The following is a 13,514-nucleotide window of genomic DNA, read 5'->3' on the forward strand; positions in this document are numbered from 1 at the left end:
GCTGCCCGGAGGCGATGCCGAAGCGATGAGATCACCTCATGAACACCGAAATGAACACCGAACCGCTCCAGCCCCTGACGACGACGTTGTCCAAGCCCTCCAACAAGGACGGCTGGGCGGCGTTCACCTGCGGCATGGCAGCCCTGTGGAGCGCGGGCGACCTGTCGAGCCTCCTCTTCTCGATCCCTCTCGGCATCGCCGCCGTCATCACCGGCCTGAGAGGACGCGCCAAGGCGAAGCGAGGCGAGACGACGGGAGGAGGCCTGGCGCTCACGGGCCTCGTACTGGGCGTCCTGACGACGGTGGTACCCGTCATCTTTCTCGCGTGGCTGTGGATCGCCTTGGCCAACGCGTACCGGTGAGCAGGGCGGCCACGGGGGCGGCCTCGGATGTATCCGAAGGGCACAGGGCAGGACGACGGCCGCACCCGGGCGGTGGAACCGGCGGCGTAAGAACCCCATCGGCCGAGCGTACGACGCTGGGCATCCCGGGCGGCCGCAGGGCCCCGTAGTCCAAGAACCGCCGCGTCCCGCACCGCTCGCAGCGCGCCACACCGCCGAAGTACGACCACCCCGCCGGATGCGCGCACATCCGCCACGCCTGCCACGTCCGGCATGCCTCAGAGCTCGGCATAATGCCTCCCCGCCACGCGCGGCATCGCCACCCACAGCTTGCTCCCGGCCAACGGCTTCTCCGCCGCCGCCAGCCCGACCACGCCCCCGCACTCGTCCACGACCGCCTGCAACGTGGACAACGCCTCCCGCCGATGCGCCCGGCAGACGATCTCGACGCTGTCCGCGTGCTCGGGGTGCTCGTCGAACACGGTCAGCCGCAACACCCCGAAGCGCCACCGCAGGGCGAGACTCACAGCACGGCCGGGCGTGAACACCACGGCATTGCTGAGCAGTTCGGAGGCGGCGAGCACGCCCAGTTCCGCCATGTCCCCGAGCCCGTGCTGGGCCAGCACCCGCCCCACGGCGGTACGGGCCGTCCCCAGGCAGTACGCACCGCCCGGCAACCCGAAGGAGTAGTCCAGATTCGCCCGGTCCGGCCGGTCCGACGTCGCCGTCGGCGGTGAGGCGGGCATGCAGAGTTCATCGCGATTGCTCATGTGCGGACTCCAAGCACGTTCACAGGTGGGGGAGTTCTCGCACGCGACGGACCACCGGTGGCTTGCCTCCCTGGGCACGGACACACCCCACCCAGGGAAGGAGGGCATGCCGCGCGGTGCACTTCCGGCGCCACTGCGTGTGAGCCAAGCGATACCGACGGTAGCGCATTGGCGATGCACAGTGCGGCTCGCTCGTAAAACACTGCTACTCGATGGATTCGCCAACCATGCAGGAGCAGACTGTCCGAGAACCCCGAGAGAGGTGACATGCCGCCACGGAGCACCCCCACCGTTCGCCAACAGCGCCTCGGCGCCGAACTGCGCAGAATGCGTGAAGCCGCAGGTGTCAGCACACACGAAGCCGCAGCTCTGCTGGGTGTCGACCGCACGCGCATCCCCAATATGGAGTCCGGCCGCTTCGGCATCAGCGCCGACCGCGTGCGCACTCTCGCGGTCAACTACGGCTGCGCGGACCGCGACCTCACCACCGCTCTGGTCAACATGGCGCAAGAACGAAGCACCCACTGGTGGGAGTCCTACCGGGGAAAGTTACCGCCGTCGTTCCTGGACATCGCCGAGCTCGAACACCACGCCACGGCCATGCGCGTCTTCGTCATGGTGCACATGCCCGGCCTGCTCCAGACCGCCGAGTACGCCCGCGCCGTCTTCGAGAAGAGCCTCGTCTTCCTTCCAGCGAGAGAAGTCGAGATCCGCGCCACGTACCGCATGCGGCGCCAGGAGGTGCTCACGCTCCGGGAGCACCCACCGCGATACCTCGCGATCGTTCACGAGGCCGCCCTACGCATGCAGTTCGGTGGACGGAAGGTAGCCCGCGACCAACTGACCCACCTGCTGGAAATGAGCGAACGAAGCGGCATCACCATCCTGGCGCTCCCCTTCGCAGCCGGAGGCTTCGCAGGCGCAGGTCAGCCGATGCTGTACGCCAACGGAACGGTCGCCGGCCTGGACACCGTCCAGCTGGACAGCTTCCACGGCTCCGTCTTCGTCGACGCCGAGACGCAGCTGAGGAGCTACCGACGCCTTCTCGACACCATGGAGGACGCCTGCCTCTCCCCGACCGAGTCGCGCGACCTCATCCTCTCCATCCGCAAGGAACTCTGAAGGGATTACCCATGTCCGAGATCCAGTGGCAGAACCCCATATGCGGCGGGGACGGCGGCAACGCCTGCCTGCAGATAGGACACACCCCGGACGGAACCCCGGTACTGCGCGAGACCGCCAACCCCACCGAACTGATCACCACGACCCCCGCAGGCCTCCGTAACCTGATCGAAGCAGCCAAGCGCGGCGAACTCGACCACTTGCTGTAGATGCCGTTGAGTGTTCGGCTCGGCCACGCGCCATTCGTGTCGGGTGGAGTCAGGACACCCGCGACCGCGGCTGGATCACCGAGTGACCATGCCTGCATACCCTCAGGAGCACGCGCCTGGGAGACCGAAATCCCTTGCAGACACTCCCCGCATCAGAACAGCGCATATCCGATGCGACTGTTGGCATCGACGATGTATCGGACCCCAAGCTGGTACTGGCCCGGTCTGGGCATGGCCCGCCGCTTGCTTCACCACCACCCTCGGCAATGAGGGCCAACGCCTTCGAAACAAGCCACTCAATCGGCCATTGGCCAAATCTCCCGTGGTAGGCCGCGCTCTCCCAAGCCGCCCCTTGCTCCTGCGCCGTCGCGGGGACTGAACCGCATAACGTGCATTCGCTCGCGCCCGATCGTCCGCACCAGGTCCTCCGTAGATCTGCGGAACAAGGCTGCTGACGGCCACTGACAGCGACTACGCACGCCAACAATCAGGCGGCTTTGGGCGCGTCATCTGAGCCATGTTTCTAGATCTTCACACCAGCCCCATACCTGTAAGGTGCATGCCAGGTATCTGTTTCCGCGCCCGCTTGGCGCGCGGAACAGACAGAGGCCCAAACCCTAGGGGGGGTTGCATGAGTGACGGGAACTCTGCTGGACAACGGCTGCAGCCGGCCCCGGCGAATGCCGGCGGAGTGAGCGGTGACCAGGGGACACTGGCGAGCTCGGCGAGCGACAAACAGCGTGCCGCGACGTTCATGGAGCGGCATCTGCTGCCGGACACCCAGGCTGCCGGTCGCATTGGGGAAGGCGGCGGGACGGTGCACCCGCCCATGGTCGACCCGGGGGCGCGGTCAAGTCTGCTGAAGCCGGACAGCGGTTTGAATGGACTGTCCGCTTGGGCTGCGGACAAAGGGCTGTCGGAAGCGATGAGCGTCTGGCAGATGCAAGCGGGCTGGCTGATGGCCCGGCTGAACCGGGAGCTGAATGCGCTGCGCAGCACGAACACTCTTCTCCAGGGCCAGGACGCCGCCACTGCGGCGCAATTCGGCTCGGCAAGCACTGCGCCGCAGGAGCCGTTTCGCAGCCGTATAAACGACTGGTGACCGGGGGTCGATCATGGCGCTGAGCTACCAGGATGTGACGGCCGCCGATCTGTCGCCACTGCTGAACGCGTCCGAACTGTGGCAGAAGATGGGCAATCGCTTCGCCGAGCTGAAAGAGGATTACGAAAAGCACGTCCAGCGCGCGATGGCAAACGGCAAATGGCAGGGCCAGGCTTTCACCGCGCATCAGAACAGCTCCGCGGCCACGGCCTCTGAATACGCTGCAGCCAAGACGGAGGCACTGGCCGTCGCCAGCCTCCTGAAGCAGGCACACACCGAGCTCACCCGGCTGCAGAAAGCAGTGAAGGACCTGGTCGCCGACGCGGAGGCGAAGGACTACAAGGTCGACGGTTCGGGCAGGGCCACGTATGTCGGTTTCAGCAAGCTCTCCGCACAGGAGCAGAACGCCCTTCACCACGACCCGGGCTACCCCCAGCTGGTGGCCCAGGCCCAGCAGATGGCCCAAGAGTGGACGGACGGAATCGCCAAGGCGGTACGAGCCGTGGACGAGGTCGACCAAGGGGTTCAGCGTGCGTTGAGCAGTGCGGTGGCCTTCGGCAACGGCTTCAACGCGCATGCCGAGGGCGGCCTGGCGAAGGCCGCGGCGGCGTGGTCACACCACTCCGACTCCCGTACACGAGTCGACAGCAAGGTCAAGGCGACCGGGCCCGATGTGGGCTTCACCGTTACCAGCGACCCCAAGTACGGGAAGGAGGGCTCGGTCAAGGCAAATATCGACCTGTACCACGTAACCGCGGAAGTGTCGGAATCCCACGGCCCAATGAAGCTCTCCGGGATCGTCGACGCCTACGGTGGGGCCAGAGCCACCGCTAACTACGGTTTCAACCAAAAGGGCGTCGCCGGCAAGGCCGAGGCGTCGATAGGGCATCGGGCGACCGTCGAAGGCCGGGCCGGGTTGGGGCAAGTCGGTGGTTACGCGCGGGCCGAAGGGTTCTCCGGTGCCGAGGTCGGGGTCAATGCCAAGGCCACCAAGGAGGAAGTCACTATCGGCGCGAAGTCGTTCGCCGGCGAAAAGGGCACCGTCGCCTGGGGTGCGGAGGTCGGTGGAATCGGCATCGGCTCGACGGCCGAGGGGTGGTCCGGTCCTGGCGCGGAGGCTTGGTGGGGCTACAAGAAGGACGAAAAGACCGGAGTGTGGAAGCTCGGCGGAAAGGCAGGAGGCTCGCCCGTTGTCGGCGGAGCAGTGGGATTCGAGATCACCGTCGATCCGCACAAGGTGACCAAAGCTGCCGGCGATGTGGCCGACGCGGTGGGCGATGCGTTTGACGCGGTCGACGACGCCGCCGGCTCCGCAAAGAAAGCCGTCAGCAGTTGGTTCTGATGTATTTCTCCACGGAAGGAAAGCCCAAAGTGGCTGCGAGTTTGCCGGTGCCGATCGAATTCCGCCTGCCCGAAGGATGGCTCCCGGCCCGTCCTGAGGGGGTCGACGCCCCCGCGGTCGCGTTCGCCGCGGTGCATCCGCAGCCGGACGCAGGGTTCACCGCCAACATCACCGTCGACGGCGAATACCGGTCGGATGCGGCGACACTGGCCGAGCTCGCCGACGAGTCGATGGAGCGCCTGCGCGAGGTTGCCGAGTCGGTGGTGGTGACCCACCGCCGCGAGGCCGGCTCCCCGGACGTCCCCGCCCTGACCCAGCGAGTGGCCTTCTCGGCCGTCGCCGGCGACACGCGCCGCGACCTCATCCAGTCCCAGGTGTACCTGTCCATGCCGGACATCGAGGAGCCGCACAAGCGGGCGGTGGTCCGGCTGGCTCTGACCGCCACCGCGGCCCAGCACGACGCCGTTCGCGGAGACTTCCAGGACTTCGTGCGCACGGTGCGTCCGCACACCGAGGGTGGCGTCTAGCGATGGGCCGCCTTCGAGACAAGATAAACCGCTTCCGGGACGACCTGAGCCGTACCAAGTACCCCGACAGCGGTGTCACACCGCTCTCCCCTGCAGAGGTCCGGGACGCGCTGCTGGCGATCAACGGCTCGGACGTGTCTATCAGCGTGCGCGGCTCCTCCCGATCGGATGCAGCCACGCTGTTGGCGGAGTGGCGGGTCTGGGAGCCGGCCTGGGGCTCCGCCCGCTCCCGTAAGCAGCTCGAGCGGAAATTCCATGTCTGGATGCGCCTGGACCCTGCGAAGTGCGAAGTGCAGAGCATCGACGAGCAGTGGAAGGTGATGTGGGTCGGGGATCCTCCCAAGTTTGCCGTGTCGCGCGAGCACGGCCGTGGGCAAATCTTTGAAGTTTCCTGGGAGAGCGAGTTCCAGCGGGGATCCGACGGCCGCCGGCGCAAGGTCGAGACGTTCCGCTTCGACACGCGTCTTATGAAGAAGCCTCTGCGCGACGCGGTCCTCGGCGCCGGATGGATCTGGCGCGGACTTGGGAAAAACGAGTGGTGACCGACACCGTTCTCGGAGACTTCCAGGACTTCGTGCGCACGGTGCGCCCGGGTGCCGGAGCAGAGGTCTGACGATGGGCCTTTGGAGCAAGATCCTCGGCACCAAGCACCCCGACAGCGATGTCGCACCGCGCTCCGCCACGGAGGCCCGAAACGCCCTGTTCGCGGTCAACAGCCCGGACGTGCCCTACCGCGTGCGCAGGGCCAATCCCTGGGAGAAAGCCGACCTGACGGCGGAATGGTGGATCCCGGCGCGCTCCTCCTCCCGTGAGAAGGTGGAACGGAGACTCAGGATCCGGATGCGCCTGGACCCGTCAGGGCATGAGGTGCGGATTCTCCAGGAGCAGTGGACCTCCGCCAGGGAGGGACTGTCCCGGTCGGGCGGGTACAGCCGTGGGTGAGGGTACTCGGTTGAACGGGCGTGGGCATACGAACGAGGGCCCGACGGCCGCCGTCACAGAGTCGAGACGTATCGCCTGGACACACGGGACATGAGGAATGCCCTGCAGAAGGTGGTCCTCAGCTCAGGGTGGACCTGGCGCGGAGTCTTCAGGCTGTAACCGACCCGCGAGGCACAGCAAGAGACAGATCCATACCGGTGCCGCCGTAACCGCACCGGCAGGACGTCAAACACAGGTGGCTACGGCGATTTCCATAACGGCTGCGGCGGTAATACCCGCCACGAGCATGTTGCGCCCCGAAAGGCCCGCCCAACAAGGCTGATCACCACCACCCCCGAAGGCCTGCGCAACCTCATCACCGCCGCCAAGCGCGGCGAGCTCGACCACCTGCTCTGAGCTCAGGGTCCGCGCCTGAGTCCCTTCGGTGCCACGTCAGATGTATCCGAAAGGCACTGTCTTCTTCACGGCATCGGCGAGGTCGGTGAGCAGACTGATACCGCCCGCCTTCCCCATGTACTCCTTGGGTACGGTCACCTCCACCCACGCCCGGCGCTTGGACGTCGTACAGCGGACGCTGCCGTCCCGCTGCGGCTCGAGCAACCACTCGACGCCGTCGATCTCCATCGTGGGGGCATACGGGTCGTAGCTCTTATGCCCCTCGGTAACAACAAGCGGCCGCCCGACGCCACAACGCAACACAACGGACGGACGCCCCCAGGCCGCGCTGAACTCGGAGCCACGCCCGCCGTCTCTCCGCTTCGCCCCGTTCACCTCACCAGGCAACGCCGCGAGCAATGCCCGGCAATACCGCGTCTCCTCCCCCGACGGACGCGGCTCAGGCCGCGCGTCCGCAGTCCCACCCGACGAGCACCCGGCTACAGCAAGCAGCATGACGACCGCCCCTGGGCGAAGAAACCGGCAGCGTAAGGATCTCATCGGCCAAGCGTACGACGCCGTGCGAGGCGCTGACGGTCAGTATTCACCGTGCAGATCAGGGCCTTCCGCCAAGCGGAAGCATGCGGATACCAGAGGCACTGTGATTCCGGACTCTTTACGCTTCCTGACCGCCATGCGGGCTTGATTTTTGAGGCTTTCAGAATCTCTTCCCCAGCACCCACTGCGCCCTCTAGAGCTTCCCGTCTCTACGAGATTCGCACCGAAGTCTAAATCGGCTGGCGTCAGTAACTTCACAGCACTCCGCTCATCTCCGTCTATCAGGCCGGGAGGAGATCCATGTCGAGCTTCAAAGAAGCATGCATTATTCCGCCAATTTCAGGAATCGGATCACTTGGCGCAGCTCACCGGCTACACCCGCGGCAGTGGTCCAGGGCCAGACACTCGCCTTGTGGGTGCCGTTGCCTCCGTCGGCGGGACCGGCGGAGGCGAGCGATATTCGGGAATCGCCATTGGCTTCAGGGCGCGGAGCATCCGTCAAGGTGAGCCTTAACTAAGCAAGTTGATGAGATAAACATATGACGGCGAATACAGAATCAGTTCGGTAGATCCCGGCGGCGCCACATGAGAATCGCGGCCGCACCTGCCGCCACGGCGACCGCGGCGGCAACGCCCGCAATCAGCAACAAGTGGCCGTCTTCGGAACTCTTCGCACCACCGGCCTGTGGCCTGGCAGGAGCCGACGCCACCGGCTTCGCGGCTGCCGCGGCCAGTTCGGGGAGGGGGCTGACGTCCGGGGGCCGGGGTCGCCGGGGTTCTGCAGGGCGATGCGGGGGCGGACGACGCCGTAGCCGAGGCTGTCGCTGCGCTTCTCGCCGCTCTTGGGGCCGCCGGCGGTGTTGATGAGGACGCGCAGGACCTGGTTCGCCGTCCAGCTGGGGTGCGCGGACCAGACCAGGGCCGCGGAGGCGGAGGCCAGGGCGGTGGCGTCGCTCGTGCCGCTGGTACGGCAGAGGCCGGTGCCGCCCTTGCAGGTGGCGACGATGTTGTCACCGGGGGCCGCGAGATCCACCTGGGGTCCGTGCGTCGATTCCTGCGTAGCCCTGATCTCCTGGTTAACAGCTGCCACACCAACCACCCCCCGGTATGCTGCGGGGAATTCGAGCAGGTTGCTCTTGTCTCCGTCGTTGCCGGCGGCAGCGAAAATCAGTTTTCCCCTGGCGACGGCGTACTCGACTGCTTCTTGCTGCTCCTGACTGTCGCCTGGGCTGCCCATCGAAATGTTGATGACCTTGGCATCCGAGTCTGCGGCGAACCGGATCGCTCTAGCCAATGCCTTATCAGGGCTTATCCTGGAAGGCGGTGCTTTGACGCCCAGTACGCGCAGCGGCAAGACCTTGGCCCCCGGAGCAAGGCCCACCGCTCCAGCACCGCCATAACTCTCGCCCGTTCCCGCGATGAGCACGGCCATAGTCGTCCCATGGCCGCTGTAGTCGGAGTGGGCGTCACCCTCTAGGCCTGCGAAATCCTCGCCAGGCAGTACCTGCCCACGTAGATCGGACAGTTCAGCGTCCACACCGCTGTCGATCACGGCTACCGTCACTCCGGTTCCAGTGGCCGTCTGCCACATTTCGTCGGCGTGCATGGCGTCCAAATACCACTGTTGAGAACGGATCGTATCGGCCTCAGCCAACCCGTTCGAGACAAGAGTGATGCCGAGCGCAGCAGCACCGCACACCACGCTCTTCCATCTACCAGCGGACCTTCCGCTCCGTCGCACGTCTTTCCTCCAGTCCTCTTCTTGAGATCAGTCGATGACAGGGGGAACGAGACGACGATTGCTCTGCGACCAGGACTCCTCATCCTCAACCAGGTAGTCGGGCCTCTGCCGCCGCCTGTTGGCCCCGTTGGCAAGCCCCGGCTCACTCGTGCCCCGAACCAAACCAGCCCCGCCCGGAGTAAAAGCGGGAGCTCCTTCGCCGCTGACGCGCTGCTGCCTGCGGCCTCCCACAACCCCACCGCGTTCCGTCGCAAGCCGTCGACCACCCGTGCTGCCGCTGCCCCCTCGGCTGGCTGGGCTTCCGGGCATGGCGCCGCTCGCGCCCGGCGCAAATCCCGTCTGCGGCCGCCCTTGAGTGGTCTCGGTTCCGACGACCGTGCCACGAGGAAGCTGGGACGAGCCCTGGTTCGACGCGCGCGGCACAGGCCGGCCGCCGATGATGCCGTCACTGGGTACGCCAGGCAGAGGCACATTGATTCTTCCTCCCCCAACAGCACGCCCGGGGAAGCCGGAAATGGGCCTCCGACGATCAGCAGGGCTCCCGGCTCCATCACCAAGCCCGACTGGTGTGGGACGGATGGTCGAGACCTGCGGGAATGCCGCGGCAGGCGGGAGAGGGTGACGATCCGCACCGCCACCTCCAGAAAATGGAGGATCCGCAGGTCCTCCGGAGGGCAGGCTCGGAAGCTGCGGAATCGTCGCGCCTCCCGCGACCTCCAACGGGATCGGACGCGTTCCAGGAAGCTCAGCCGGTCCTGCAACAGTGGAACTCCCGTTCGCTGGATGGGAAATGCCTGGCAGGCTTCCCGGCAGACCGGCCGTCCCTCGTGAACTGCTGTCAGCTCCCCTTCCGTTCTGGGCTTCAGGGAGCGGCAAATACTCCTGATGACGGTCTCGGTCATCAGGAAATAGCGGCGGCATCGGCCGGAACGTAGGCCGCGGCGCCACCGACAGCTGATGCGCCGACCACGCGTACGACTCCGCAAGCTGGCGCATCAGGCGCGCCGCCTCCGCAGGGGCCTGCTGGGCCTCATACGCCTGACGCTGCGTGGGCCCCGACGTCCGCAGGCCCCCCGACTGGTCCGTGACGAGCGGCGAGGGCACCTGCCCCACCCGCTCCGGATTCCCCTGCCGGTACGCATCCAGCGTCGCCCGCGCCGCCGACGGCTTCGGCATCGCCGACTTCACCCTCGACAGCGTCGACGCCGCATGCGCCATCCACTCACCCGCACTGCCACTCAGCTCACCCAGCCGCAACGTCGCATTGGCCATGTCCGCACCCCACACACGGAAGGCCTCGCCCGCCTCACCCTCCCACCGCACCTGCGACACATGACCCTTGAGCTCATCACCCAACAACGCGAGCAACGCCGCAGCCGAAGACAGCCGAGCCGCCACCAACGTCGTACGCTCCACATCCGCGTGCTCGACCATCGCATACAACTCGTCATGCGACTTCGACTCGAAATCCGACGCGATGATCAGACCACTGGCCGGCTTCGGCAGGATCGGGCTCACCCCACACCCGCACCCGCACCCGCACCCGCACCCACCCGGTGACCATGGTGTCGACGGTGTCGATGCCGTCATCCGACGCTCCCCTCGGTGGTGTCCTTCGGGCGGGCCGCAGGGGAGCCTGGGGGGGCGTCTTCGGGGCGTGGGGTCGAGTCTCGGGTCGTAGAGGGCCAGGGTCCTGGCCTGGATCGCGGCCATTCGTGCGCGCAGGTCCTCGTCGACGTTGGCGTAGCCGACGCGGGCGGCGTGGGTGGCCGTGCTGAGGGCCTCGATCTGGTCGTTCAGGAGGGAGACCAGCGTCTTGAGCTGGCCGTGGATGTCGTTGTAGGCGCCGTGCAGCGAGTCGGCCTCGGGGAAACCTACACCCAGCTGGGCCACCGTCAAATGGTTGTCCGCGACGAGCTTCGGGTCCGCCTCCGTGCCCGGGAGGGAGGCGAGGATGCCCTCCAGCTTCCCCCGGAAGATCTTCAGTGACTCGAGCTCCGCGTACATTCCGGCAGCCGCCGACCCGGCACTCACGTCCGTCCCACCCCTCGTGTCATCCCCCGTCACATGTCGCAACCTGTCACAGATTACTGACGGGGAATGACATCCACCTGAGTACGGGTACTCAAACCTCCTGCGTCACGGCGGTCACAGCCGCCGCGGCCGTCTGGGGGCGGATCGGCAGGCGGTTGACGGGGCGGCCCGTGGCGGCCCGTACGGCGCCCGCCACGGCGGCCGGCGAGGTGACGACGGGGACGGCGCTGATCGCCTTGGCGCCGAAGGGGGCGACGACGTCGCGCTCCTCGACCAGCTTGACGATGTGCACCTCGGGCGCGTCCATGGCCGTGGGGAGGGAGTAGCCGGTCAGATCCGGGCGGCGGACCTGGCCGCCGCTCGTGCGGAGGTTCTCCGTGAGGGCCGCGCCGACGCCCTGGGTGACGCCCGCCTCGATGCGGGTGCGGGCCTGGGCCGGGTTGAGGACGCGGCCGACGTCCTGGGCGACGGCCATCTCGACCACGCGCACGGAGCCGAGCTCGACGTCGACGTCGACGACCGCCCGCACGGCGCAGAAGGCCATGCCGACGAAGGCGTCGCCCTGGCCGGTGTCGTCGAGGGGCTCGGTGGGGTGCGGGCGGCACTGGGCGGTGGCCCAGAGTTCCTTGCCGTCGAGGGCCTCGTCGACCGTCGTGCTGAGCACGCCGTCATAGGACGTGATCTTGCCGTCGGCGATCGTCAGCAGCTCCGTGGACATGCCGAACTGGTGGGCCAGCGGCTGCAGCAGCTGGGTGCGCACCATGCGCGCCGCACGCTCCACGGCACCGCCCGAGACCCAGGTGTGGCGGCCGTGGGCGGCCGGGCCGGACGGGGGCTGGTCGGTGTCGACGGGGGCGACGTGGACCTCCTCGATGCCGAGGATCTCCTGGACGATCTGGCGGGCCAGGGTGGTGAAGCCCTGGCCGGTCTCGACCGCCGCGCAGATGACCGTGGCGACCGAGCCGCTGACCTTCACCGTGGCCGTGGAGACCTCGTCCGCGCCCTCCGCGCCGAGCATGTGGACCATGCCCAGGCCGTAGCCGACGCCGCGCCGTACCGCGCCCGGCTCGCCGGCGCCGTCGGGGCCGCCGGGCAGCAGCCAGTCGTCCTCGGGGTCGTCCTGGGGGAGGTCGGGGAGCGGGTAGTCGCGGACCGCGCGCAGGAGTTCGGCGACGGGGGCCGGGCAGGTGACGGTCTGGCCGGTGGGCAGCAGGTCGCCGGTCGCCATGACGTTGCGCATGCGCAGCTCGGCCGGGTCGAGGCCGAGCTTCGCCGCGAGCTTGTCCATCTGGCCCTCGTACGCGGCGCACACCTGCATGGCGCCTTCGCCGCGCACATGGCCGGAGGGGGGGTTGTTGGTGCGTACGGCCCAGCCCTCGACGAAGGCGTGCGGGACGACGTACGGGCCGCAGGCGAAGGACACGGCCGCGGCCAGGGCCTCCGAGGAGTAGTCGGCGTAGGCGCCCGCGTCCAGCAGGATCTGGGCCTCGACCTTCACCAGCTTGCCGTCGGCGTCCGCGTGGTGGCGGTAGCGCAGCAGGGTGGGGTGGCGGTGGACGTGGCTGAGGAAGGACTCCTCGCGGGTGGCCGCGAGCTTGACCGGGTGGCCCGTGCGCAGGGCCAGCAGGCCGAGCGCGATCTGGGTGCCGACGTCCTCGCGGTCGCCCATCGCGCCGGGGACGCCCGTGACGACGACCTTGACGCGCTCGGGCTCCAGTGCGAAGCAGGCGGCCGCGAGGTCGCGGTCGTAGTGGGGATCGGTGGAGGCGGTGTAGATCTCCACGCCGCCGTCCGGGCGGGGTACGGCCAGGCCGGCCTCGGCGCCGATGGGGGCGGGGTCCTGGCGGCCGATGCGGTACAGGCCTTCGACGATCACCTCGCCGACGGCGTCCGGGTCGCCGAAGCGCAGCGGGATGTGACGGATCAGATTGCCGTCGGGGTGCAGCGGCTCGGCGGCGAAGGCCGCCTCGGGGTCGGTGACCGGCTCGAGCACCTCGTACTCGACGGCGATGGCCGCGGCGGCGAGGCGGGCGGTGTCGGGGTGGTCGGCGGCTACGGCGGCGATCGGCTCGCCGTGGTAGCGGACGGTGTCGGACGCGAAGACGGGCCGGTCGGCGACGCCCCGGCCGTGGGCGGCATCACCGGGCACGTCGGCGTGCGTCACGACGGCCCGGACGCCCGGCATCGTCGCGGCGGTGGTGGTGTCGACGGAGACGATGCGGGCGCGCGGGTGGGGTGAGCGCAGCACGGCGGCCCACAGCAGGCCCTCGGCCCACAGGTCGGCCGCGTACGGGAAGGTGCCCTGCGCCTTGGCGAGCGCGTCGGCGGCCGGGAGGGAGACGCCGATGCCGCGCGGCGGGCCCTCGGGGACGGCGGGCGGCACGAGGGTGGCGGTGGTGACGGACGCCGGGATGTCTCCCGCGCCCGTCGTGCCCCCGAGGCCGCCCATTC

At 68.0% G+C, this 13,514-nt stretch carries 14 protein-coding genes and 1 pseudogene; 9 read left to right on the forward strand and 6 right to left on the reverse strand.

Annotated features, from left to right (window positions below; genetic code table 11):
* The first annotated feature begins 38 nt into the window (after positions 1–38).
* Entirely contained in the window at positions 39–362 is a 324-nt protein-coding gene (locus J1792_RS02040) for a DUF4190 domain-containing protein (protein WP_207246562.1), read from the forward strand.
* Here J1792_RS02040 and J1792_RS35665 read toward each other — a convergent pair.
* Together J1792_RS35665 and J1792_RS02045 are read right to left on the reverse strand one after the other, a co-directional pair.
* Positions 313–633 (reverse strand): DUF6255 family natural product biosynthesis protein, encoded by a 321-nt coding sequence (locus tag J1792_RS35665; protein ID WP_372446061.1) that lies wholly within the window; start codon positions 631–633, stop codon positions 313–315. The two genes, J1792_RS02040 and J1792_RS35665, sit on opposite strands and share 50 nt — an antisense overlap.
* Positions 620–1,111 carry an ATP-binding protein gene (locus J1792_RS02045; protein WP_207246563.1) on the reverse strand — a complete coding sequence of 164 codons (492 nt, stop codon included), beginning with the start codon at positions 1,109–1,111 and terminating at the stop codon, positions 620–622. Before J1792_RS02045 ends, J1792_RS35665 begins: the two co-directional genes overlap by 14 nt.
* 267 nt (positions 1,112–1,378) lie before the next feature.
* Between J1792_RS02045 and J1792_RS02050 the strand changes: the two genes are divergently transcribed.
* The 7 genes from J1792_RS02050 to J1792_RS02080 all read left to right on the forward strand — a co-directional run bounded on the left by J1792_RS02050 (position 1,379) and on the right by J1792_RS02080 (position 6,355).
* Positions 1,379–2,233 carry a helix-turn-helix domain-containing protein gene (locus J1792_RS02050; protein WP_207246564.1) on the forward strand — a complete coding sequence of 285 codons (855 nt, stop codon included), beginning with the start codon at positions 1,379–1,381 and terminating at the stop codon, positions 2,231–2,233.
* An 11-nt stretch (positions 2,234–2,244) separates the two neighbouring features.
* Entirely contained in the window at positions 2,245–2,442 is a 198-nt protein-coding gene (locus J1792_RS02055) for a DUF397 domain-containing protein (RefSeq protein WP_207246565.1), read from the forward strand.
* A gap of 631 nt (positions 2,443–3,073) precedes the next feature.
* Positions 3,074–3,544: a hypothetical protein gene (locus J1792_RS02060; protein ID WP_207246566.1), complete on the forward strand. Its 471-nt coding sequence runs from the start codon at positions 3,074–3,076 to the stop codon at positions 3,542–3,544.
* A gap of 13 nt (positions 3,545–3,557) precedes the next feature.
* A complete protein-coding gene (locus J1792_RS02065) occupies positions 3,558–4,886 on the forward strand; it encodes a hypothetical protein (RefSeq protein ID WP_207246567.1) in 1,329 nt (442 codons plus the stop codon).
* A gap of 29 nt (positions 4,887–4,915) precedes the next feature.
* Positions 4,916–5,413 (forward strand): hypothetical protein, encoded by a 498-nt coding sequence (locus J1792_RS02070; RefSeq protein WP_207246568.1) that lies wholly within the window; start codon positions 4,916–4,918, stop codon positions 5,411–5,413.
* Between the two features lie 2 nt (positions 5,414–5,415).
* On the forward strand, positions 5,416–5,955 hold the full coding sequence (locus J1792_RS02075) for a hypothetical protein (RefSeq protein WP_207246569.1): 540 nt from the start codon (positions 5,416–5,418) through the stop codon (positions 5,953–5,955).
* A 73-nt stretch (positions 5,956–6,028) separates the two neighbouring features.
* Entirely contained in the window at positions 6,029–6,355 is a 327-nt protein-coding gene (locus tag J1792_RS02080; RefSeq protein ID WP_242645419.1) for a hypothetical protein, read from the forward strand.
* A 432-nt stretch (positions 6,356–6,787) separates the two neighbouring features.
* Here J1792_RS02080 and J1792_RS02085 read toward each other — a convergent pair whose 3' ends face one another.
* Positions 6,788–7,291, reverse strand: coding sequence for a DUF3515 domain-containing protein (locus J1792_RS02085; RefSeq protein ID WP_207246570.1), 504 nt, complete (start codon positions 7,289–7,291; stop codon positions 6,788–6,790).
* A 637-nt stretch (positions 7,292–7,928) separates the two neighbouring features.
* Entirely contained in the window at positions 7,929–8,987 is a 1,059-nt protein-coding gene (gene mycP, locus J1792_RS02090; protein ID WP_307842880.1) for a type VII secretion-associated serine protease mycosin, read from the reverse strand.
* A gap of 1,090 nt (positions 8,988–10,077) precedes the next feature.
* Here mycP and J1792_RS02095 point away from each other — a divergent pair.
* On the forward strand, positions 10,078–10,365 hold the full coding sequence (locus J1792_RS02095; protein WP_207246571.1) for a hypothetical protein: 288 nt from the start codon (positions 10,078–10,080) through the stop codon (positions 10,363–10,365).
* 368 nt (positions 10,366–10,733) lie between these two features.
* Here J1792_RS02095 and J1792_RS36155 read toward each other — a convergent pair.
* Positions 10,734–11,036: pseudogene (locus tag J1792_RS36155) on the reverse strand (DUF2563 family protein); the annotation flags it as partial.
* A gap of 118 nt (positions 11,037–11,154) precedes the next feature.
* Positions 11,155–13,512: a xanthine dehydrogenase family protein molybdopterin-binding subunit gene (locus J1792_RS02100; protein ID WP_242645584.1), complete on the reverse strand. Its 2,358-nt coding sequence runs from the start codon at positions 13,510–13,512 to the stop codon at positions 11,155–11,157.
* Positions 13,513–13,514: the final 2 nt, after the last annotated feature.

This window comes from Streptomyces triculaminicus, assembly GCF_017349075.1.
GTDB lineage: Bacteria > Actinomycetota > Actinomycetes > Streptomycetales > Streptomycetaceae > Streptomyces > Streptomyces triculaminicus.

Bases quoted from the DNA above. Each gene is read 5' to 3' on its own strand.
- J1792_RS02040 (WP_207246562.1), top strand. From the start codon at position 39: ATGAACACCGAAATGAACACCGAACCGCTCCAGCCCCTGACGACGACG.
- J1792_RS35665 (WP_372446061.1), bottom strand. From the start codon at position 633: ATGCCGAGCTCTGAGGCATGCCGGACGTGGCAGGCGTGGCGGATGTGC.
- J1792_RS02045 (WP_207246563.1), bottom strand. From the start codon at position 1,111: ATGAGCAATCGCGATGAACTCTGCATGCCCGCCTCACCGCCGACGGCG.
- J1792_RS02050 (WP_207246564.1), top strand. From the start codon at position 1,379: ATGCCGCCACGGAGCACCCCCACCGTTCGCCAACAGCGCCTCGGCGCC.
- J1792_RS02055 (WP_207246565.1), top strand. From the start codon at position 2,245: ATGTCCGAGATCCAGTGGCAGAACCCCATATGCGGCGGGGACGGCGGC.
- J1792_RS02060 (WP_207246566.1), top strand. From the start codon at position 3,074: ATGAGTGACGGGAACTCTGCTGGACAACGGCTGCAGCCGGCCCCGGCG.
- J1792_RS02065 (WP_207246567.1), top strand. From the start codon at position 3,558: ATGGCGCTGAGCTACCAGGATGTGACGGCCGCCGATCTGTCGCCACTG.
- J1792_RS02075 (WP_207246569.1), top strand. From the start codon at position 5,416: ATGGGCCGCCTTCGAGACAAGATAAACCGCTTCCGGGACGACCTGAGC.
- J1792_RS02080 (WP_242645419.1), top strand. From the start codon at position 6,029: ATGGGCCTTTGGAGCAAGATCCTCGGCACCAAGCACCCCGACAGCGAT.
- J1792_RS02085 (WP_207246570.1), bottom strand. From the start codon at position 7,291: ATGAGATCCTTACGCTGCCGGTTTCTTCGCCCAGGGGCGGTCGTCATG.
- J1792_RS02100 (WP_242645584.1), bottom strand. From the start codon at position 13,512: ATGGGCGGCCTCGGGGGCACGACGGGCGCGGGAGACATCCCGGCGTCC.